The organism is Vibrio sp. YIC-376 (assembly GCF_052353105.1).
Taxonomy (GTDB): domain Bacteria; phylum Pseudomonadota; class Gammaproteobacteria; order Enterobacterales; family Vibrionaceae; genus Vibrio.
On the sequence record NZ_JBBWFK010000004.1, the window covers coordinates 31128 to 52959 of the forward strand.

Sequence of the window (21832 nt, forward strand, 5' to 3'; positions counted from 1 at the left end):
GCTTTTGCTAATAAAGTAGGCGAACGCACGTTATTTTTGAGAGAGTGATCTCTATTAATCACTTTTAGACTTGAATCTCAACTGCGAAAGCCCAACTTGTTGGATTATCAATAAAATATAACGAGGATTTTTCAATGTTTATTTCTCAGGCTCACGCAGCAGCAGAAGGCGCACCAGCAGGCGGCGGTTTTGAAATGCTAATCATGCTTGGCATGTTCGCAGTGATCTTTTACTTCATGATTTACCGCCCACAAAGCAAGCGAGTAAAAGAGCACAAAAATCTAATGTCTTCTATGGGCAAAGGCGACGAAGTTCTAACCAGCGGTGGTCTAGTAGGTAAAATTACTAAGATCGCAGAAGATAATGACTTCATTTCAATCGAGCTTAATGCGAACAATGAAGTTGTAATCAAAAAAGACTTCGTAACTGCAGTGCTGCCTAAAGGTACGCTTAAGTCTCTATAAAACAGCTAAAGGGTCCTCGCTGTGCTAAACCGTTACCCATTATGGAAGTACTTGATGGTGCTTTTTGCCATCATTACAGCTGCATTATATGCACTTCCAAATATCTACGGTGAAGATCCGGCTATTCAAGTTACAGGGGCGCGCGGCGCCTCTGTAGATATGTCAACGCTGGATGCTGTCACTACTGCTCTTGATAAAGAGCAACTCTCTCATAAATCTATTGCTCTCGAAAATGGATCGATTCTTGTCCGCTTTAACGACACTGATACTCAAATTAGTGCTCGTGATGTCATCAGCGAAGCGCTTGGCAAAGATAAAATTGTTGCACTAAACCTTGCTCCTTCTACTCCAGACTGGCTAGAAGCAATTGGCGCGTCTCCACTTAAGTTGGGTCTTGACCTTCGTGGTGGTGTTCACTTCTTAATGGAAGTGGATATGGATGCAGCCATGGAAAAACTGGTTGGTCAGCAAGAAGAAGCTTTCCGTAGCGAACTTCGTGACGCTAAGATTCGTTACCGCGCAATCCGCCCTTCAGGCAAAGATTCGGTAGAAGTTCTGCTTCGAGACGAAGAGCAATTGGCTGAAGCGAAAAGTACTTTAGCAAAGAATCACCCTGACATGAACTTTGTCGAGTCTGATTCTAATGGTCGTTTTGCACTTGTTGCTACGTTTACTGAGCAACGCTTACAAGAGATTCGTAACTACGCAGTAGAACAAAACATCACCATTCTTCGTAACCGTGTAAACGAACTCGGTGTTGCTGAGCCACTTGTTCAACGTCAAGGTGCAAGCCGTATTGTTGTTGAACTTCCTGGTGTTCAGGACACTGCTCGTGCGAAGGAAATTCTGGGCGCAACGGCGACATTGGAATTCCGCGAAGTTGATGATAAAGCTGATTTAGCGGCTGCTGCAAATGGCCGCGCGCCAGCTGGCAGTGAAATCAAACAAGATCGTGATGGTCGACCTGTTGTACTGAAAAAGCGCGTTATCTTGGGTGGTTCAAGCATCACGGATGCGAGCTCTAGTGTTGATGAGTATGGTCGTCCTCAAGTTAACATCTCGCTAGACAGCGAAGGTGGTAACAAGATGTCTGCGTTCTCTAAGAAGAATGTCGGTAAGCTGATGGCTACTGTGTTTGCTGAGTACAAAGACAGCGGTCGTAAAACGCCAGAAGGCAAAGTTATCCTGACTAAGCACGAAGAAGTGATCAACCAGGCTACGATTCAGTCTGCGCTTGGCCGCAACTTCCGTATCACAGGTATCGACTCTGCTGCAGAAGCTCACAACCTTGCGCTACTGCTACGTGCGGGTGCTCTAATCGCACCTATCTCTATCGTGGAAGAGCGTACTATTGGTCCATCAATGGGTCAGCAAAACATCGATATGGGTATTCAGGCATGTATCTGGGGTATGGTAGCGGTAATGCTGTTTACACTGCTTTACTACCGTGGCTTTGGTCTGATTGCGAATATTGCGCTGATGGCTAACTTGGTACTGATTATCGGTGTGATGTCGATGATCCCAGGTGCGACGATGACGCTGCCGGGGATTGCCGGTATCGTATTAACCGTTGGTATGGCCGTTGATGCAAACGTGCTGATCTTTGAGCGTATCCGAGAAGAGCTTCGAGACGGTCGAAATCCTCAGCAAGCGATTCACCAGGGTTATGCAAATGCGTTCAGTACCATCGCCGATGCGAACATCACGACACTTATCACTGCAATCATCTTGTTTGCGGTAGGTACAGGTGCGGTGAAAGGTTTCGCAGTAACGCTATCTATCGGTATCTTAACTTCAATGTTCACCGCCATTATTGGTACACGTTGTATCGTGAACCTACTATACGGTGGCAAACGCGTTAACAAACTGTCGATCTAAGGCTGGGAATTAATATGTTTCAAATTCTAAAAGCAGAGAAGACGATCGGCTTTATGCGTTGGTCGAAAGTGGCATTTGTTTTCTCAATCTTAATGATTGCTGCTTCTATCTTTACATTGTCAACCAAGTGGCTGAACTGGGGTCTGGACTTCACAGGTGGTACGCTGATTGAGGTTGGTTTTGAAAAGCCAGCAAACCTTGAAGAAATCCGTACTGCTCTTGATGCCAAAGGTTTTGGTGATGCAACAGTACAGAACTTCGGTAGTGCTCGTGAGGTTATGGTTCGCCTTCGCCCGCGTGATGATGTATCTGGCGAAACGCTAGGTAACCAAATCATCAGTGCAATCAAAGTCGGTACCGGTGAAAACGTAGAAATGCGCCGTATTGAATTCGTAGGTCCTAACGTTGGTGATGAACTGACTGAGGCTGGTGGCTTGGCGATTATTGCGTCGCTAATCTGTATCCTTATCTACGTATCAATGAGATTTGAATGGCGTTTGGCAGCAGGTGCGGTAATGGCACTGGCGCACGACGTTATCATCACCTTGGGTGTGTTCTCGTTCATGCAAATTGAAGTGGATCTGACTATCGTTGCTGCATTGCTAACGGTTGTCGGTTACTCGCTCAATGATACGATCGTGGTATTTGACCGTATCCGTGAGAACTTCCGTAAGATGCGCAAAGGTGAACCCGGAGATATCATGGACGCTTCAATTACTCAAACATTGAGCCGTACATTGATTACTTCAGGTACCACATTGTTCGTTGTGATTGCATTGTTCGTACAAGGTGGCGCTATGATTCACGGCTTCGCGACGGCGCTTCTTCTTGGTATTACGGTTGGTACTTACTCTTCTATCTACGTTGCATCAGCACTTGCACTTAAACTGGGTATCCAGAAAGAGCACTTGATGCCACCTCAAGTAGAAAAAGAAGGTGAAGAATTCGACGAGATGCCATAAGGCAGATTGAGAATCAAAGCTTAAAAACCGCTGAGCAATCAGCGGTTTTTTTACATCTGCAATTTAAAGCTATTTGAAGGCGAATCAAGCGGGTGCGATTGTCGCAAATCAATCGTAAACGTTGAACTCCCAGATATAAAAAAGCCCCGCTCGGAGAGCAGGGCTAATCAAAAGTCATCAGCGTGATAGGCTGACTTCAGAATCTGTTACTTAAGGATCGCGCTGTTACCGTTTTCGCGAATGTGCTTAAGGATAGATTTCACGCCACGAGCGCTAGAAGCAACGATGTTGCCAGACTTCATGTACTCAGTACCGCCGGCGAAGTCAGTCAGGATAGCACCCGCTTCACGAGCAATCAGCTCACCTGCAGCCATATCCCAAGGTTTTAGACCTAGCTCGAAGTAACCATCAACACGTCCAGCTGCTACGTAACATAGATCAAGAGCAGCAGAACCGCTGCGACGGAAGTCTGCACATTCTGTAAATAGAGAGCCAACGATTTTGATGAAAGACTCAGAGTGCTGCTTCTGCTTGAATGGGAAACCTGTTGCAAGAACAGTACCTTGAAGGTCTTTTAGTGGAGTAACACGGATACGTGCGCTGTTCAGCTGTGCACCAGCACCACGTTGTGCAGTGAATAGCTCGTTTTGCATTGGATCGTAAACACAAGCAACTTCAGTTTTGCCTTTGATACGAACTGCAATAGAAACAGCGAAGTGTGGGTAACCTTTTACAAAGTTATTGGTGCCATCCAGTGGGTCGATGATCCATTGTACGTCTTTATCTTTACCTTCGATAAGACCTTGTTCTTCAGCAACGATGCAGTGCTCTGGGTAAGACTGCTTGATAGTATCGATGATGATGTATTCTGCTTCTTTGTCTACGTTAGTGACAAAGTCATTAGTGCCTTTAAGTGTAGATTCTACTTTATCTGTGTTTTCTAATGATTTAGCAATATGATTGCCTGCCTTTCGCGCAGCGCGAATAGCAATGTTTAGCATTGGATGCATACGAATTTCCCAACGGATGTTAAAGAACGAATAAAAGCGGCGGCGAGTATACCAAAGATAAATGAAAAAGGAAGTGGTTATTTTTTGGTCTAAATTGGAGGGAGCTCCAATCCATTTACTGTTTGGTATACGACATCTATTGACGAGAATGCGAATAGTGCGCAGCTTCACCCTAGGGTGTGTTAAAAAATTATGTTACTATCCAGCAGTTTTTAATTAGGTAGCAATCATAGATGTTGGATCAAGTAAAAATCGTACTCGTCGGTACCTCTCATTCTGGCAATATTGGCTCAGCAGCTCGAGCAATGAAAGTCATGGGGTTAAGCCAACTGGTATTAGTCGATCCGCAGTGTGAAGTGGATGAGCAAGCGTTAGCGCTAGCCGCAGGAGCAAGTGATATTGCTCAAAACGCAATTATTGTCAGCTCTCTAGAAGAGGCAGTTGAAGACTGCGGTCTGGTGGTTGGATCAAGTGCTCGTTCGCGCACTCTTGAATGGCCTATGCTTGAGCCGCGTGAGTGTGGTGAGAAGTTTGCGGTAGAAGGTCAAAAGCACCCTGTTGCGTTAGTGTTTGGTCGCGAAAGAACTGGATTAACTAACGAAGAGCTACAAAAATGCCACTACCACGTCTGCATTCCAGCGAATCCAGAATACAGTTCTCTGAATTTAGCGATGGCGGTCCAAACGCTCAGTTACGAAGTTCGTGTTGCGCACCTTAATCTGGAGCAGAGTCAGTTCTCACCCGCTGAGCATGAGGAATATCCTCGTCATAAAGAACTAGAAATGTTCTTTGAACACCTTGAAAAAGTGATCGTGGAAACCCAGTTTATTAACAAAGATCAGCCTGGACAGGTGATGAATAAACTGCGTCGTTTGTTCTCGCGAGCACGACCTGAGGCTCAAGAACTCAATATTCTTCGGGGTATTTTAACTTCGATAGAAAAGAAATTCTGACTAAAAAATAACCACTTTAATTGTAAGGATGAATACCTGAGTAAATTAGTCAGATAAATACTTGACTAAATTAGTCAGGCATGGAAAAATCATAACCATTACAAACCATGTGGATACGGTGTGGTATGAAACTTACATCTAAAGGAAGATATGCGGTGACAGCCATGCTGGATGTGGCACTGCATTCGCAAAAAAACCCTGTACCTCTTGCTGATATTTCAGAACGTCAGGGAATCTCGCTCTCGTACTTAGAGCAACTATTTTCTAAATTGCGTAAAGCAGGCCTTGTTGCCAGCGTTCGTGGTCCAGGTGGTGGTTACCGACTTGGTGCTGACGCACATAGCATCGCAATTGGTACTGTGATTGCTGCCGTTGATGAGTCAGTCGACGCAACGAAATGCCAAGGCAAAGGAGATTGCCAGGGCGGTACGCGTTGCCTAACTCACACACTATGGCGTGACTTAAGCTCTCGCATTAGCGACTTCTTGAACAACATTACTCTTGGCGAGCTGATGACAGACAATGAAGTGCTAGAAATTTCCGATCGTCAGGATATTGATCTGGCGGTGACTAATGGGTTTACCAACAAAAATACAACCGCCGCGCCCATCGGTGTAAACGTCCGCTCTTAGCGGTCAGCTATTTACATTGGAGTAGAGAATGAAACTGCCGATTTATCTTGATTATTCCGCTACATGTCCGGTTGATCCACGTGTTGCTGAAAAAATGGTTCAGTGCATGACAATGGATGGTACATTTGGCAACCCAGCGTCGCGTTCGCACCGTTACGGCTGGCAGGCAGAAGAAGCAGTAGACACTGCTCGTGAGCAAATTGCTGACCTTCTAAATGCAGACCCTCGCGAAATCGTATTCACATCTGGTGCGACCGAGTCTGATAACCTTGCAATCAAAGGCGCAGCACACTTTTACTCTAAAAAGGGTAAACACATCATCACTTGTAAAACAGAGCATAAAGCAGTTCTAGACACATGTCGTCAGCTAGAGCGTGAAGGCTTTGAAGTGACTTACCTAGCGCCAGAATCAAATGGTTTGATTGATCTAGAGAAGCTTAAAGCTGAGATGCGTGATGACACTGTGCTTGTTTCTATCATGCACGTGAACAACGAAATCGGCGTTGTTCAAGACATTACAGCTATCGGTGAGCTATGTCGCGAACATAAAATCGTGTTCCATGTCGATGCGGCTCAGTCTGCGGGCAAATTGCCAATCGATGTTCAAGAAATGAAAGTTGACTTGATCTCATTATCGGCACACAAAATATACGGCCCTAAAGGTATCGGTGCGCTTTACGTACGTCGTAAGCCTCGTATCCGCCTTGAAGCGCAAATGCACGGTGGTGGTCATGAGCGTGGTTTCCGTTCTGGCACACTGGCGACTCACCAAATTGTAGGTATGGGTGAAGCTTTCCGTATCGCTAAAGAAGAGATGCAGAAAGATTACGATCACGCGCTTGCACTTCGTAACCGTCTTTTAGATGGTGTGAAAGACCTAGAAGCTGTGACGGTGAACGGTGATCTGGAGCAACGCGTACCACAAAACCTAAATATCAGTTTTGCTTTCGTAGAAGGTGAATCACTGCTGATGTCGCTAAAAGATCTAGCGGTATCTTCTGGTAGTGCTTGTACTTCTGCGAGTCTAGAGCCATCTTACGTTCTACGTGCCCTAGGCATGGATGATGAACTGGCTCACAGCTCTATTCGTTTCTCATTCGGTCGTTTCACGACAGAAGAAGAAATTGATTACGTAATTGAACAAATCCGCGTTGCAGTGACTAAGCTACGCGACATGTCTCCTCTATGGGATATGTATAAGGAAGGGGTTGATTTGAGCACAGTTGAATGGGCTCATCATTAATCTCAGGGATGAAATAGAGGATTCGAGGTAATTTATCATGGCATACAGCGAAAAAGTAATTGATCACTACGAGAACCCACGTAACGTTGGTTCATTTGACAAAGAAGATCCATCAGTAGGTAGCGGCATGGTTGGCGCTCCAGCTTGTGGTGACGTTATGAAACTACAAATCAAAGTGACACCAGAAGGTATCATCGAAGATGCGAAGTTCAAGACTTACGGTTGTGGTAGTGCAATCGCATCAAGCTCACTAGTAACTGAGTGGGTAAAAGGCAAGTCAATTGATGAAGCTGCAGCAATCAAGAACTCTGAGATTGCTGAAGAGCTAGAACTTCCACCTGTGAAAGTTCACTGTTCAATCCTTGCTGAAGATGCAATCAAAGCAGCGGTTGCAGACTACAAGAAAAAACACCAGGAATAATTATTCCGTAATATAATGGGAGCCATTAACGCTCCCATTCCAATCGTAATTCAGACAAACTAAGGTGCAGTATGGCCATCACAATGACAGACACAGCGGCGAGTCGCGTAAAAGCATTCCTGGATAACCGAGGCAAAGGTATCGGTTTACGTCTTGGTGTGAAGACGACTGGTTGTTCAGGCATGGCGTATGTGCTTGAGTTTGTTGACGAGCTAAATGAAGCAGAAGATGAAGTTTTTGACCTGTCTGGGGTGAAAATCATCATTGATAAGAAAAGCTTGGTGTACTTAGACGGTACTGAACTGGATTACGTGAAGGAAGGGCTGAACGAAGGTTTTGAGTTCAATAACCCTAACGCAAAAAGTGAATGTGGTTGTGGTGAAAGCTTCAACGTCTAATTGATTGTCCTTCTGGGCAACCGAGTCCGGAAGGCTTTACTAGGACCCGAACTTAATGAATCACTTTGAATTATTTGGGCTACCAAGTCAGTTTCAGCTGGATGGTAGCCTTCTTTCTTCTCAGTTCCGAGAATTACAAAAACGTTTCCACCCGGACAATTTTGCTACCGCTTCTGAGCGTGATCGCTTATTGGCCGTGCAAAAGGCAGCGCAAATTAATGATGCGTATCAAGTCCTGAAAAATCCTATCTCGCGTGCGGAGTACATTCTGGCAGAGCAGGGTATGGAAATCCGTGGTGAACAGCAAACCATGCAGGATCCTATGTTCTTAATGGAACAGATGGAACTGCGTGAAGAATTGGAAGACATTGCTGGCAGCTCTGATCCTGAATCGGTGCTTTTTGACTTCGATGCTAAGGTCAGCAAAATGTACAAGCAGCATTTGGCAAGTGTCGAGCAAGAACTTAACGATGGTCTTTGGGCTGAAGCCGCAGACCAAGTTCGTAAGCTGAAATTTATTGCCAAACTAAAGAACGAAATTGAACTGGTTGAAGATAAGCTCCTCGGCTAGTTCGCGTGACAAGGACCAATCATGGCACTACTTCAAATCGCAGAACCGGGCCAAAGCTCGGCACCTCATGAGCATAAGTTAGCAGCAGGTATCGACTTAGGTACGACCAACTCTTTGGTAGCCTCTGTGCGCAGTGGCGATGCCACTACTTTAATCGACGATCAGGGTCGAAGCATTCTGCCGTCAGTGGTGAACTACTCTGCAGAATCCATCATCGTTGGTGATGATGCAAAAGAAAAGGCAGAGTTTGAACCAGAAAATACGATTATTTCAGTAAAGCGTTTAATCGGCCGTTCATTAAAGGACATTCAATCGCGCTACCCATCATTACCTTATCAGTTTAAAGAGAGCGATAACGGCCTGCCAGTTCTGCAAACTGCCCAAGGTGATAAAAACCCGATTGAAGTATCTGCTGATATTCTAAAAGTACTTGCTAAACGCGCTGAAGAAACGTTAGGCGGTGAACTCGCCGGCGTTGTTATTACTGTTCCAGCGTATTTCGATGATGCTCAGCGTGCTGGTACAAAAGATGCGGCTAAGTTAGCAGGATTGCATGTACTTCGTCTTCTTAACGAACCTACCGCTGCTGCGATTGCGTACGGTTTAGACTCCGGTCAGGAAGGCGTAATTGCTGTTTACGACTTAGGCGGTGGTACTTTTGATATCTCTATCTTGCGTCTGTCTAAAGGTGTGTTTGAAGTACTGGCAACAGGTGGTGACTCTGCACTTGGCGGTGATGACTTCGATCATCTGTTTGCTGACTACCTGATGGAGCAAGCGGGACTTAATGCGCCTCTATCTGCAGAACAAAACCGAGTCCTACTGAACATTGCAACCGCAACTAAGATTGCTTTTTCAGAGCAAGACAGTGTCGATGTTGACGTCTTTGGTTGGAAAGGCACGGTAACACGTGAGCAATTTGAAGAACTGATTCGTCCGCTAGTAAAGAAAACATTGATGTCTTGCCGCCGTGCACTGAAAGATGCTGATGTTGACGCTGACGAAGTGCTTGAAGTCGTTATGGTGGGTGGTTCAACTCGTACTCTGTTAGTACGTGAAATGGTTGGCGAGTTCTTTGGTCGTAAACCGCTTACGAGCATCAACCCTGATGAAGTAGTCGCGATTGGTGCTGGTATCCAGGCGGATATTTTGGCTGGTAACAAACCGGATTCTGAAATGCTGCTGCTTGACGTGATCCCGTTATCTCTCGGCATTGAAACCATGGGTGGTCTGGTTGAAAAGATCATTCCACGTAATACCACGATTCCTGTTGCTCGTGCGCAGGAGTTCACTACGTTCAAAGATGGTCAAACGGCCATGAGCGTGCATGTTGTGCAAGGTGAACGTGAAATGGTGGATGATTGTCGCTCTCTGGCTCGTTTCTCGCTGAAAGGTATTCCACCGATGGCGGCGGGTGCGGCTCATATCCGTGTAACCTACCAAGTGGATGCTGATGGTTTGCTTTCAGTGACAGCGATGGAAAAGAGTACCGGTATACAGTCTGAGATTCAGGTTAAGCCATCCTATGGTCTAAGCGATGATGAGGTTGCAAACATGCTGCGTGACTCAATGACTCACGCGAAAGAAGACATGCAAGCTCGTGCGCTCGCAGAACAGCGAGTTGAAGCTGACCGGGTGATTGAAGGCTTGATAGCGGCAATGCAAGCTGATGGTGATGAACTACTATCAGAGCAAGAGAAACAAGACTTAGTTAAATCAATCGAAGCACTGATCGAGCTGCGTAATGGTGATGATGCGGACGCAATTGAGCTAGGCATTAAAGATACCGATAAAGCGAGCCAAGACTTTGCATCGCGCCGTATGGATAAATCGATTCGAACTGCATTGTCAGGTCAATCAGTAGACGATATATAAGAGATAAGTAGTTATGCCTAAGATTATTGTATTACCTCACGAGGATTTGTGCCCAGAAGGCGCTGTGTTGGAAGCAAAGACTGGTGAAACCGTTCTGGACGTAGCGCTAAAGAATGGCATTGGTATTGAACACGCGTGTGAAAAATCATGTGCTTGTACAACTTGCCATGTGATCATTCGAGAAGGTTTTGATTCTCTTGAAGAGAGCGAAGAGTTAGAAGATGACATGCTGGATAAAGCATGGGGTCTTGAGCCTGAGTCTCGCCTTGGCTGTCAGGCGAAAGTAGCGGATGAAGACTTGGTTATTGAGATTCCGAAATACACGCTGAACCACGCATCAGAAGATCACTAAAAACGAATTCCTCTATTTATAGGAGGAAGAAAAAGGAAGATGAGCAATGAAATGGACAGATTCTCGCGATATCGCGATTGAGCTTTGTGACAAGTTTCCAGATGTGGATCCACAAACCGTGCGCTTTACCGACCTTTATCAATGGATCATGGAGTTAGATGAGTTTGAAGATGACCCAAACCATTGTAATGAAAAGATCCTAGAGGCCGTTATCATGTGCTGGATGGACGAAGCAGACTGATGCTCAATTCGGCGGCAAAACGCCGCCGAGTTAACAATTCTTACTAAAAAAAGCGGACCCTTAGGTCCGTTTTTTTATCAAGTTGACATTTTTACCCTACATAATGCTAACATCCGTGAGTAACTAAAAAGAAGCGGCGTAGGTAACGCCCTTATAAGACAAGGAGAAACCATGTCTACACAGATGTCTGTATTTTTAAGCCAAGATCCAGCCGCTCCGCATTGGGGGGAAAAGGCACTACTTTCGTTTGCGGAAAGTGGCGCAACCATTCATATCGGTCTGGGTCATGATCTTGGTGCAATTCAGCGTGCAGCTCGTCAGCTAGATGGTCAGGGAATTCGTTCTGTACTACTTTCTGGTGATAACTGGGATCTAGAGCGAATCTGGGCTTTCCACCAAGGCTTCCGTAACCCGAAAAAACACGGCACTCTTGAGTGGGTTGCATTGTCAGACGAAGATCAAGCGGAGCTTCAGGCTCGTATTGTCGCAACTGACTTTACACGCGATATCATCAACAAAACAGCCGAAGAAGTTGCACCTCGTCAACTAGCAACAATGGCGGCTGAATTCATCAAATCTATCGCACCAGAAGGCACAGTGACAGCACGAATCGTTAAAGATAAAGACCTACTGGCTGAAGGCTGGGAAGGGATTTACGCGGTTGGTCGCGGCTCTGATCGTACGTCAGCAATGCTGCAACTGGACTACAACCCAACGGGCGATGAAAATGCACCAGTATTCGCTTGCTTAGTGGGTAAAGGGATCACTTTTGACTCAGGCGGCTACAGTCTGAAAGCTTCAAACTTTATGAGTGCGATGAAAGCCGATATGGGCGGTTCAGGCACCATTACCGGTGGTTTGGGTTTAGCCATTCTGCGTGGCCTGAATAAGCGTGTAAAACTGATCCTTTGCTGTGCAGAGAACATGATTTCAGGTCGAGCGCTAAAGCTTGGCGACATCATCACCTACAAAAATGGTAAGACGGTTGAGATCATGAATACCGACGCAGAAGGCCGTTTGGTATTGGCGGATGGTCTAATCTACGCAAGCGAACATAACCCTGAGCTTATTATCGACTGCGCAACACTGACTGGTGCGGCGAAAAACGCGCTGGGTAATGATTACCACGCATTAATGAGTTTTGATGAAGAGCTGTCTCATCAAGCGTTAACAGCGGCTAACCAAGAGAAAGAAGGTTTGTGGCCACTGCCTCTTGCTGATTTCCACCGTGAAATGCTGCCATCAAACTTTGCAGATTTATCAAATATCAGCTCTGGTGATTACACACCGGGTGCGAGTACAGCAGCAGCATTCTTGTCTTACTTCATCGAAGATTACAAGAAAGGCTGGCTTCATTTCGACTGTGCGGGTACTTACCGTAAATCTGCATCAGATAAGTGGGCAGCAGGCGCAACGGGTATGGGTGTTCGCACTCTTGCTCGCCTTCTTAACGAGCAAGCAGATAAATAACTTTTATGGCAGCACCTGCTTATCAGGTGCTGCTGTAGTCAAGTAAGTCACTTTTAAACACTATTATTACAAATACAAAAAAGGAAACTTTATGGCTCTAGAAAGAACGTTTTCAATTGTTAAGCCTGACGCTGTGGAAAGAAACTTAATCGGTGAGATCTACAACCGTATCGAGAAGGCTGGCCTGCGTATTATTGCGGCGAAAATGGTTCACCTGACAGAAGAGCAGGCGAGCGGTTTTTACGCAGAGCACGAAGGCAAAGAATTTTTCCAGCCTTTGAAAGAGTTCATGACCTCTGGTCCTATCATGGTTCAGGTACTGGAAGGTGAAAATGCGATTGCTCGTTACCGCGAGTTGATGGGCAAAACTAACCCAGAAGAAGCAGCATGTGGCACACTTCGTTGTGATTACGCGCTAAGCATGCGTCATAACTCAGTTCATGGTTCTGATAGCCCTGAATCAGCGGCTCGTGAGATTGAATTCTTCTTCCCTGAGTCTGAGATTTGCCCTCGTTAATCTTGAATTAGCTTGTGCTCGTAAAGATAGTAAGCCTCGGATAGCTCCGAGGCTTTTTTATTGTCCGACAACCTCACATCGTTCAAGTTAAAATTGTTTAATTTTTAATCACTATAATTTTAATGCCTTAGCAAACTCAGGGTCTTACACCCCTTGTTGTGGCTGCATAAAGGCTGTACAATTCGCGCCCTTATTCTTGTTTCAGTCATTGAGAGGCAACATGACCACTGAAAAAATCAATCTACTCGACTTTGATCGCAAAGGCATGCGTCAATTTTTCGCAGAAGAATTAGGCGAGAAAGCGTTCCGTGCTGATCAGGTTATGAAGTGGATCTACCATTTCGGTGTTGATGACTTCGACAACATGACGAACATCAACAAGAAGTTACGTGAAAAGCTGCAGCATAAATGCGAGATCAAAGCGCCTGTAGTTTCTGAAGCTCAACACTCTTCTGACGGTACCATTAAATGGGCCATGAAGGTTGGCGATCAAGACGTAGAAACGGTTTACATTCCAGAAGATGATCGCGCGACCTTGTGTGTGTCTTCTCAGGTTGGTTGTGCACTTGAATGTAAATTCTGCTCGACGGCTCAACAAGGCTTTAACCGTAACCTGAAAGTTTCTGAAATTATCGGTCAGGTATGGCGTGCTGCCCGTGAAGTGGGTCTTGAGAAAGAAACGGGACGTCGTCCAATTACTAACGTTGTAATGATGGGTATGGGCGAACCGCTACTTAACATGAAAAACCTGATTCCTGCATTAGAAATTATGTTGGATGACCTTGGTTTTGGTCTTTCGAAGCGTCGCGTAACCGTATCAACATCAGGCGTTGTGTCTGGTCTTGATCAGATGACAGGCAAAATCGACGTAGCATTGGCAATCTCACTTCATGCACCAAACGACAAGTTGCGCAGTGAAATTATGCCAATCAATGACCGTTGGGATATTCAGGATTTCTTGGCGTCTGTGCGTCGCTACATTGCTTCTTCAAACGCAAACCGCGGAAAAGTGACCGTAGAATACGTACTGCTTGATCATGTGAATGACGATATGGATCATGCGCGAGAGTTAGCTGAGCTAATGAAAGATACGCCATGTAAGATCAACTTGATTCCGTTCAACCCATATCCTGGTTCGCCATACAAGAAACCAAGTAACTCTCGTATTGACCGTTTCCAAAAAACGCTGATGCAATATGAGCACACCGTGACCATTCGTAAGACTCGTGGTGATGACATTGATGCTGCGTGTGGCCAGTTAGTGGGTGATGTTATTGACCGAACTAAGCGTACAGCCATGCTAAAAGCGTCACGTGGAGCAGATACTATTGACGTAAAAGCGGTATAAGTCGTATGAATTATTGAAATAGCCAGAGCCATTTTGCTCTGGCTATTTTGTTTGCAGAGCAGTCCGTACGCAAATAATATCATTGCAGCTTTGCACGGTAATTTCTCTGCTGAATGTGCAAATTATATTACGCTTGTGGAACCAACTATTTAAGGTTAATTAGGCTAGTAACCCTGTGCCAATAGTGGAATTGCGTTGAATTTCGAATTACAGTGTCAAAGTTTGGACAAAAGCTTGAGCAATCTGTTAGTTTGGGTGGAAAGAGTTTTTGTCTTTGTTATACATTCGCTTATCATGTTGTATAACACTTACGATGACATCGAGAATTCTCAGCTTTCTCCTCATACGCTTTGCTGGCTTTCGCAAAATGGGTATTCGCATTCCGAGCGCAGAGAATTTCTTAAAATTAATATTTTGGTTAACACGATTAGCCTAGCTATCTTTAAGTTGGGCTTCAGAAAAAGAACGAAAATCAATAACCGTGTTAGCGACTAAAGCAGATTAAAACCACCATTATGACAGAACACGAAAATACAAATGAAGTACCGCTTTCTATCGAAGCGGGCACACTATTAAAAAACAAACGCGAATCTAAAGGCATGACTCAGAAGCAAGTTGCTGATCGCCTGAGACTTCGCGTTTCTGTTATCGAAGACATTGAAAACAACCGCTTTGAATCACAACAAGTGGCGACTTTTACGCGTGGCTATTTGCGCTCGTACGCGAAAGTGGTTGGTCTTGATGAAAAGATTGTTCTAACTGCGCTTGAGCAAACAGCGGATATCAAGCCGAAAGATCAAGAAATCGAAATGCAGAGTTTTTCTCGTAAAACAAAGCATGAAAAGCACAATAGCCGAATTATGTTCCTGACCTGGGTTATCGCGATTGTGATTACCGGTATTTCAGCTGCCTGGTGGTGGCAAAATCAACAGGAAAATAGCCTCGCTCAGATAGAGACAGACGCTAATATTGAAGCTCCTCAACCAAGTGCTGAAGAGCTAGCTGATATTGACCAAATGAGTGCAGATGAGCTGATAGCCCGTACTCCAGCTGAGATTGCTGTTTCAGAAGAAGTAATTGCGGCAACAGATACAGAGTCAAATAATGCATTAGAAACAGAAGTTCTTCCTGTGGGTAGCGAAGACGCTACAACCTCAGAAGTAGAAGAGCCTGTTGAAATCATTGAAGAGGCAGTCGAAGAGCCTGCCATCATTGTGCCGGAAGGTATGAGTTTGCTAACCATGAAATTTAAAGCGGATTGCTGGATTCAGGTTAAAGATACTAATGGCAAAACGCTGGTCAGCGGCACTCACAAACCAGGTCAAGATGTAGAACTTACCGGAAAAGCCCCATTTAAAGTGATATTGGGAGCACCGGAAGGGGTTACAATGACATTTGCAAGTGAACCTGTCGACCTTTCTGGGTATACTTCAGGCAGAGTAGCTCGATTCACTTTACCGTTATAAAAAATTATGCAACACGAATCTCCAATTATTCGTCGTAAATCGACGCGTATATATGTGGGTGATGTGCCAATTGGTGATGGTGCGCCAATTGCTGTACAGTCAATGACTAACACTCGCACGACTGATGTGGAAGCGACAGTCGCACAAATCCGAGCACTAGAAAAAGTCGGCGCAGATATCGTACGTGTTTCTGTACCAACGATGGATGCTGCTGAAGCCTTTAAGCTAATTAAACAGCAAGTGTCAGTGCCGTTGGTCGCGGATATTCACTTTGACTACCGTATTGCACTTAAAGTGGCAGAATACGGTGTCGATTGTTTGCGTATCAACCCGGGTAATATTGGTAACGAAGAGCGTATTCGTTCTGTCGTCGATTGTGCCCGCGATAAAAACATCCCAATCCGTATTGGCGTTAATGGCGGCTCTTTAGAAAAAGATCTGCAGATGAAGTACGGTGAACCGACACCGGAAGCCTTGGTTGAGTCTGCAATGCGTCACGTGGATCATCTGGATCGTCTTAACTTTGATCAATTCAAAGTGAGCGTAAAAGCGTCAGATGTTTTCCTTGCTGTAGATTCTTACCGTTTGTTGGCTAAGAAAATAGACCAGCCTCTGCACTTAGGCATTACAGAAGCGGGTGGCGCGCGCGCCGGTGCGGTGAAGTCATCTGTTGGTCTTGGTATGCTGCTGGCAGAAGGTATCGGCGATACTTTGCGTATTTCTCTTGCTGCAGATCCTGTAGAAGAGATCAAAGTTGGTTTCGATATTCTGAAATCATTACGTATTCGTTCACGCGGCATTAACTTCATTGCGTGCCCTAGCTGTTCACGTCAAGAATTCGATGTTATCGGTACTGTTAACGCTCTTGAAGAGCGTTTAGAAGACATCGTCACGCCAATGGATGTGTCGATTATCGGTTGTGTCGTCAATGGCCCTGGTGAAGCAGAAGTTTCCCACTTAGGTCTGGCAGGCAGTAACAAGAAGAGCGCGTTTTATGAAGATGGCAAACGCCAGAAAGAGCGCTTTGATAACGATGACCTTGTGAATCAGCTCGAAGCTAAGATTCGTGCGAAAGCATCTATGATGGATGGCGAAAATCGCATCGAAGTAAAAGTACAAGATTAATCTCAACGAGAATTACGGTAAGTATTGTGGCAAAAACAATTCAAGCAATTCGAGGCATGAACGACTGCCTCCCAACTCAATCGCCACTGTGGCAGAAACTAGAAAACACAGTGAAAAATGTAATTAGCGCATACGGTTACAACGAAATGCGCATGCCAATCGTTGAGATGACACATCTATTCAGCCGTGCTATTGGTGAAGTTACCGACGTGGTTGAGAAAGAAATGTACACATTCGAAGACCGTAATGGCGATAGTCTGACACTTCGCCCTGAGGGTACTGCGGGTTGTGTACGTGCTGGTATCGAAAACGGTCTGCTGTACAACCAAGAACAACGTGTTTGGTACATTGGTCCAATGTTTCGTCACGAGCGTCCTCAAAAAGGCCGTTACCGTCAATTCCACCAATGTGGTGTGGAAGTGTTTGGCTTAAATGGTCCTGATGTCGATGCGGAACTTATTATGATGACCGCTCGTCTATGGCGTGAACTTGGTATCGACAAGTATGTTCGTCTTGAGCTGAACTCAATTGGTTCTCTTGAAGCTCGTGCAAACTACCGTGAAGCACTTGTGGCATATCTGGAGCAACATATGGATGTTCTGGATGAAGACTGTAAGCGTCGTATGTACACTAACCCTCTGCGTGTTCTTGATAGCAAAAATCCAGATGTACAGAATATCTTAGGTGATGCACCTCGCCTTTCTGACTACTTAGACGAAGATTCTAAGCAACATTTTGCAGGTCTTTGTGAACTTCTTGATGCTGCAGGTATCGAATACACTGTTAACGAACGCCTTGTTCGTGGTCTGGACTACTACAATCGCACTGTATTTGAGTGGATCACTGAAAGCTTAGGCTCACAGGGCACCGTATGTGGTGGTGGTCGCTACGATGGTCTGGTTGAACAACTAGGTGGTAAAGCGACACCGGCTGTTGGCTTTGCAATGGGTCTTGAGCGTCTGGTACTGATGTTGGAAACGTTAGAGCTGACAGAAGTACGCCGCAGCGTTGATGTATACGTAGTGACGGCGGGCGAAGGTACGATGATGGCAGGTATGAAACTTGCCGAACAGCTTCGTGAAGAAGTCCCTGGTGTACGTGTGATGAATCACTTTGGTGGCGGTAACTTTAAGAAACAGTTTAAACGCGCAGATAAAGTCGGTGCTGTTGTAGCATTGGTTCTGGGTGAAAACGAGGTCGCAGATAACACAGTAGTATTGAAAGACTTGGCTGGTGGTGAGCAACATACTTACAACCAAGCAGAAGTTGCTGAAAAGATCGCAGCACTGATGTAAGTCTTTTAGTGAGCTAGTAATTTTATCCTAGTTCGTTAGTTGAGGCTCCCAAGTGTGGAGCCTTTCAACGAGATGGGAACAATGGCAGCTTTGCTGCCATTTACATGTTTTAAGAGGACAGGAAGTGGAACTTTACGATACTGAAGAACAACAAGTTGAAGCCATTAAAGACTGGTGGAAAGAGAACGGCAAAGCCGTCATCATCGGTGCAGTTGTTGGTTTAGGTGGTCTATTGGGTTGGCGTTACTACCAGGATTCAGTGATTCAGGCGAGTGAAGCGGCTTCGCAAAACTACACGACAGCGATCAGTGTTCTGCAGGAAAAAGGTGTCGACGCACAATCTGAAGTTCAAGCTTTTATCGACTCAAGTGAAGTCAAAGAATACTCAGTATTGGCAGCTCTGCAATTAGCGAAAGTACAAGTTGAGGCGAAAGACCTTGCTGCTGCGCTTGAGCAATTGAAATGGGCACAAAGCAGTACTAAGGATGCCGCATTATCTCCACTTATCAGTTACCGTATTGCTCGTATTGAAGCAGAAATGGGTAACTTTGATGCAGCAACTTCTGAACTAAGTAAAGTCACTGATGCAGCATGGACAGGTCGCATCGCAGAACTTCGCGGTGATATTGCACTTCGTCAGGATGATAAAGATTCAGCTTATGCTGCTTACACTGAAGCTCAGCAAGCGACGGATGCAAGCCCAACACTACAAATGAAATTGGACGATTTGGCGAAATAAGGACCGCATTGGATGAAAAGAGTCTTTAAGAAAGCCTTGTTAGGGGCGTTAACTATGGGAATTCTTGCTGGGTGTGCGAGCGAAGAAGATACCATCGTTATGGCGCCACTGCCTCAAGTCGATAGCGAGTTTACTACTAACACTGAGTGGAGCACATCGGTTGGTGATGGCGTTGGTCATTACTTCTCAAAATTGTCTCCAGTCTATGACAATGGCACTTTATTTGTTGCCAGCCGTGACGGTATCGTTAAGGCTCTTGATCCAGAGAACGGCAAAGCGCAATGGCAAGTTGATCTGGAAGAGAGTGTAGTTGCGCGACTTTCAGGTGGTATCACGGCTGCTTACGGAAACCTATACATTGGTTCTGACAATGGCGATGTTATTTCTCTATCCCAAGAAACTGGTGAAGTGAATTGGCGTGTTAAGGTTGGCGGTGAAGTACTGGCAAAGCCGGTTGCTGACTCTGGTTTGATTATTATTAATACCAGCCGAGGCGTGTTGGTTGCGCTTAATGAGAGTACTGGTGAGCAACGTTGGGCGTTAAGCACAGAAGTCCCTAACTTGACTTTACGTGGTGACAGTACACCTGTCGCAATAGGCGGTGGTGTATTCTGGGGTACGGCAAATGGCCGCCTCGCAGCAGCGATTGTTGAACGCGGACAGCTTATCTGGCAACAACCAGTAGGTACCCCGAAAGGCGCAACTGAGATCGATCGTTTGGTTGATGTAGACTCTTCTCCAATTGTGCTAGGTGGGGTTCTCTTTACCGTTGGTTATAATGGTCAGCTGGTAGCGATTGATTTGCGTTCTGCAAACCCTATTTGGAAGCGTAACTATTCCTCCTCAACGAATATGGCAACAGATGGTAGCCGTTTGTTTGTTATTACTGAGAAAGATCATGTTGTTGCAGTTGATGCTCGAAGTGGGACAGAGTTGTGGGAAAACAGCTTACTAGAACACCGTCAACTTACTGCACCTGTGGTTATAGGTAACTATGTAGTGGTTGGTGACTCACTGGGTTACCTCCACTGGATAGATCGCTCAACGGGTGATTTTGTTGCTCAACAGTATGTTGATGATAGCGGCTTTGCGGTAGGTCCGACGTTATTGTCTGATGGTTATGTGCTTACAACTCGCAACGGCGATGTAAAGAAACTAACCATTAACGAATAATATCGTGATATAATTCACATTCGGCTCCTGGCTGGTGACAGTTAGGAGCCGTTTTGTTGTTTGAATTTATTAATTATTAACAGTTATTCTTGACGTGGTTATAGGTAAAAAGCTGGTTTGATTTGGCATCGGGCAAGTCGTTACCTATAACTACAGAAGAAAGATTATTGTAGAGGTTGTTATGGTACCTGTTGTGGCCCTAGTCGGGCGTCCGAATGTAGGTAAATCTACACTATTTAACCGATTGACTCGCACTCGTGATGCGTTGGTTGCGGACTTTCCTGGCCTAACGCGAGACCGTAAATATGGCCAAGCGAAACTTGGTGAAGAGCACGAGTTCATTGTGATTGATACTGGTGGTATCGATGGCTCTGAAGAAGGTGTGGAAACTAAGATGGCAGAACAGTCGTTAGCGGCAATTAATGAAGCTGACGTCGTGCTATTCCTTGTTGACGGTCGTGCTGGTCTAACGCCTGCAGATACTGCAATTGCGGCACATCTGCGTAAAATTGAAAAGCCAGCAATGCTGGTTGTTAACAAAATTGATGGTATTGATGCTGATGCGGCTTGTGCCGACTTCTGGCAACTGGGTGTCGATGACATGTACCAAATCGCTGCTGCTCATGGCCGTGGCGTGACGGCTCTTCTTGAGCGTGCTCTGGCACCGTTCTTTGATGACTTGCTAACCAGTGAGTCAGAAGAAGGTGAGATTGAAGATCTGACAGAATTTGAAGATGCGGAGATCCTAGAAGAAGAGTACAGCGAAGAAGAAGCAGAAGAAGAGCTCCAACGTCTGCAAGATCAACCAATCAAGCTCGCGATCATTGGTCGTCCAAACGTTGGTAAGTCAACATTGACCAACCGTATTCTTGGTGAAGAGCGTGTGGTTGTTTACGATATGCCGGGAACGACGCGTGACTCTATTTACATTCCAATGGAACGTGACGGGCGTGAATACGTGATCATTGATACGGCGGGTGTTCGTCGCCGTGGACGTATTAACGAAACCGTTGAGAAGTTCTCAGTGGTTAAAACACTGAAAGCGGTAGAAGACGCAAACGTGGTTCTACTGGTTATCGACGCGCGTGACAACATCTCTGACCAAGACTTGAGCTTACTCGGTTTTGCGTTGAATGCTGGTCGTTCAATCGTACTGGCCGTGAACAAGTGGGATGGCCTGGATAATGAAGTGAAAGAGAACGTGAAGAAAGAGCTGGATCGCCGTCTTGGCTTCGTTGATTTCGCTCGAATTCACTTCATCTCTGCGTTGCACGGTACAGGTGTTGGCCACTTGTTTGAATCGATTCAGGAAGCGTACAAATCTGCGACGACTCGCGTTGGTACTTCGGTTCTGACCCGTATTATGAAAATGGCTACTGATGATCACCAACCGCCAATGATTCGTGGTCGCCGTATCAAACTGAAATATGCGCACGCGGGTGGTTACAACCCACCAATTGTAGTGATTCACGGTAACATGGTTCGTGACCTGCCAGATTCGTACAAGCGATACTTGATGAACTACTTCCGTAAGTCTCTGGAGATCATGGGTACACCAATCCGTATTAACTTCCAGAACAGCGATAACCCATACGAGAACCGCACTAACAAGCTAACGCTTTCTCAGGAGCGTAAGCGCAAGCGTATGGTGTCTGCGGTTAAAAACCGTAGTAAATAATTGAATTCAATCAAATACCCA

The 21832-nt window shown here is 45.5% G+C and carries 22 protein-coding genes; 21 read left to right on the plus strand and 1 reads right to left on the minus strand.

Annotation, left to right across the window (positions count from 1 at the left end; genetic code table 11):
• The first annotated feature begins 134 nt into the window (after nt 1-134).
• From yajC to secF, 3 genes are read left to right on the plus strand one after another with little or no spacing between them, the layout of a single operon-like run.
• Complete coding sequence (gene yajC / locus WJM94_RS09140; RefSeq protein ID WP_005424903.1) at nt 135-464, plus strand: preprotein translocase subunit YajC; 330 nt, start codon at nt 135-137, stop codon at nt 462-464.
• 21 nt (nt 465-485) lie between these two features.
• Entirely contained in the window at nt 486-2342 is a 1857-nt protein-coding gene (gene secD, locus WJM94_RS09145; protein WP_444493945.1) for a protein translocase subunit SecD, read from the plus strand.
• A gap of 14 nt (nt 2343-2356) precedes the next feature.
• Nucleotides 2357-3304: a protein translocase subunit SecF gene (gene secF / locus WJM94_RS09150; RefSeq protein WP_444493946.1), complete on the plus strand. Its 948-nt coding sequence runs from the start codon at nt 2357-2359 to the stop codon at nt 3302-3304.
• 206 nt (nt 3305-3510) lie between these two features.
• Here the strand turns inward: secF and suhB are convergent, their stop codons facing one another.
• Nucleotides 3511-4314 (minus strand): inositol-1-monophosphatase, encoded by an 804-nt coding sequence (gene suhB / locus WJM94_RS09155; RefSeq protein ID WP_444493947.1) that lies wholly within the window; start codon nt 4312-4314, stop codon nt 3511-3513.
• A 233-nt stretch (nt 4315-4547) separates the two neighbouring features.
• Here suhB and trmJ point away from each other — a divergent pair, with 233 nt between their 5' ends.
• The 18 genes from trmJ to der all read left to right on the plus strand — a co-directional run bounded on the left by trmJ (nt 4548) and on the right by der (nt 21811).
• Nucleotides 4548-5267, plus strand: a complete 720-nt coding sequence (gene trmJ / locus WJM94_RS09160; protein ID WP_444493948.1) for a tRNA (cytosine(32)/uridine(32)-2'-O)-methyltransferase TrmJ — start codon at nt 4548-4550, stop codon at nt 5265-5267.
• Nucleotides 5268-5392: 125 nt separating this feature from the next.
• Nucleotides 5393-5899, plus strand: coding sequence for a Fe-S cluster assembly transcriptional regulator IscR (gene iscR, locus WJM94_RS09165; protein WP_444493949.1), 507 nt, complete (start codon nt 5393-5395; stop codon nt 5897-5899).
• Nucleotides 5900-5927: 28 nt separating this feature from the next.
• Entirely contained in the window at nt 5928-7142 is a 1215-nt protein-coding gene (locus WJM94_RS09170) for an IscS subfamily cysteine desulfurase (protein WP_444493950.1), read from the plus strand.
• Nucleotides 7143-7179: 37 nt separating this feature from the next.
• A complete protein-coding gene (gene iscU / locus WJM94_RS09175; protein WP_005483070.1) occupies nt 7180-7563 on the plus strand; it encodes a Fe-S cluster assembly scaffold IscU in 384 nt (127 codons plus the stop codon).
• A gap of 71 nt (nt 7564-7634) precedes the next feature.
• Nucleotides 7635-7961, plus strand: a complete 327-nt coding sequence (gene iscA, locus WJM94_RS09180; protein WP_444493951.1) for an iron-sulfur cluster assembly protein IscA — start codon at nt 7635-7637, stop codon at nt 7959-7961.
• A 55-nt stretch (nt 7962-8016) separates the two neighbouring features.
• Nucleotides 8017-8532 (plus strand): co-chaperone HscB, encoded by a 516-nt coding sequence (hscB, locus tag WJM94_RS09185; RefSeq protein ID WP_444493952.1) that lies wholly within the window; start codon nt 8017-8019, stop codon nt 8530-8532.
• 21 nt (nt 8533-8553) lie between these two features.
• Nucleotides 8554-10407 carry a Fe-S protein assembly chaperone HscA gene (hscA, locus tag WJM94_RS09190; protein ID WP_444493953.1) on the plus strand — a complete coding sequence of 618 codons (1854 nt, stop codon included), beginning with the start codon at nt 8554-8556 and terminating at the stop codon, nt 10405-10407.
• A gap of 13 nt (nt 10408-10420) precedes the next feature.
• Nucleotides 10421-10759 (plus strand): ISC system 2Fe-2S type ferredoxin, encoded by a 339-nt coding sequence (fdx, locus tag WJM94_RS09195; RefSeq protein ID WP_444493954.1) that lies wholly within the window; start codon nt 10421-10423, stop codon nt 10757-10759.
• 46 nt (nt 10760-10805) lie between these two features.
• Entirely contained in the window at nt 10806-11000 is a 195-nt protein-coding gene (gene iscX, locus WJM94_RS09200; protein WP_444493955.1) for a Fe-S cluster assembly protein IscX, read from the plus strand.
• A 171-nt stretch (nt 11001-11171) separates the two neighbouring features.
• The gene (gene pepB / locus WJM94_RS09205; RefSeq protein WP_444493956.1) at nt 11172-12470 is read left to right on the plus strand and encodes an aminopeptidase PepB; all 1299 of its coding nucleotides are present in this window, start codon (nt 11172-11174) and stop codon (nt 12468-12470) included.
• Nucleotides 12471-12561: 91 nt separating this feature from the next.
• Nucleotides 12562-12987, plus strand: a complete 426-nt coding sequence (gene ndk / locus WJM94_RS09210; protein WP_444493957.1) for a nucleoside-diphosphate kinase — start codon at nt 12562-12564, stop codon at nt 12985-12987.
• 220 nt (nt 12988-13207) lie between these two features.
• On the plus strand, nt 13208-14335 hold the full coding sequence (locus WJM94_RS09215; RefSeq protein ID WP_444493958.1) for a bifunctional tRNA (adenosine(37)-C2)-methyltransferase TrmG/ribosomal RNA large subunit methyltransferase RlmN: 1128 nt from the start codon (nt 13208-13210) through the stop codon (nt 14333-14335).
• Nucleotides 14336-14850: 515 nt separating this feature from the next.
• Complete coding sequence (gene rodZ / locus WJM94_RS09220) at nt 14851-15801, plus strand: cytoskeleton protein RodZ (RefSeq protein ID WP_444493959.1); 951 nt, start codon at nt 14851-14853, stop codon at nt 15799-15801.
• A gap of 6 nt (nt 15802-15807) precedes the next feature.
• Nucleotides 15808-16926, plus strand: a complete 1119-nt coding sequence (gene ispG, locus WJM94_RS09225; RefSeq protein WP_444493960.1) for a flavodoxin-dependent (E)-4-hydroxy-3-methylbut-2-enyl-diphosphate synthase — start codon at nt 15808-15810, stop codon at nt 16924-16926.
• 26 nt (nt 16927-16952) lie between these two features.
• On the plus strand, nt 16953-18221 hold the full coding sequence (gene hisS / locus WJM94_RS09230) for a histidine--tRNA ligase (protein WP_444493961.1): 1269 nt from the start codon (nt 16953-16955) through the stop codon (nt 18219-18221).
• A gap of 124 nt (nt 18222-18345) precedes the next feature.
• Nucleotides 18346-18960 (plus strand): YfgM family protein, encoded by a 615-nt coding sequence (locus WJM94_RS09235; RefSeq protein ID WP_444493962.1) that lies wholly within the window; start codon nt 18346-18348, stop codon nt 18958-18960.
• Nucleotides 18961-18972: 12 nt separating this feature from the next.
• The gene (bamB, locus tag WJM94_RS09240) at nt 18973-20133 is read left to right on the plus strand and encodes an outer membrane protein assembly factor BamB (protein ID WP_444493963.1); all 1161 of its coding nucleotides are present in this window, start codon (nt 18973-18975) and stop codon (nt 20131-20133) included.
• Between the two features lie 181 nt (nt 20134-20314).
• Nucleotides 20315-21811, plus strand: coding sequence for a ribosome biogenesis GTPase Der (gene der / locus WJM94_RS09245; RefSeq protein WP_444493964.1), 1497 nt, complete (start codon nt 20315-20317; stop codon nt 21809-21811).
• Nucleotides 21812-21832: the final 21 nt, after the last annotated feature.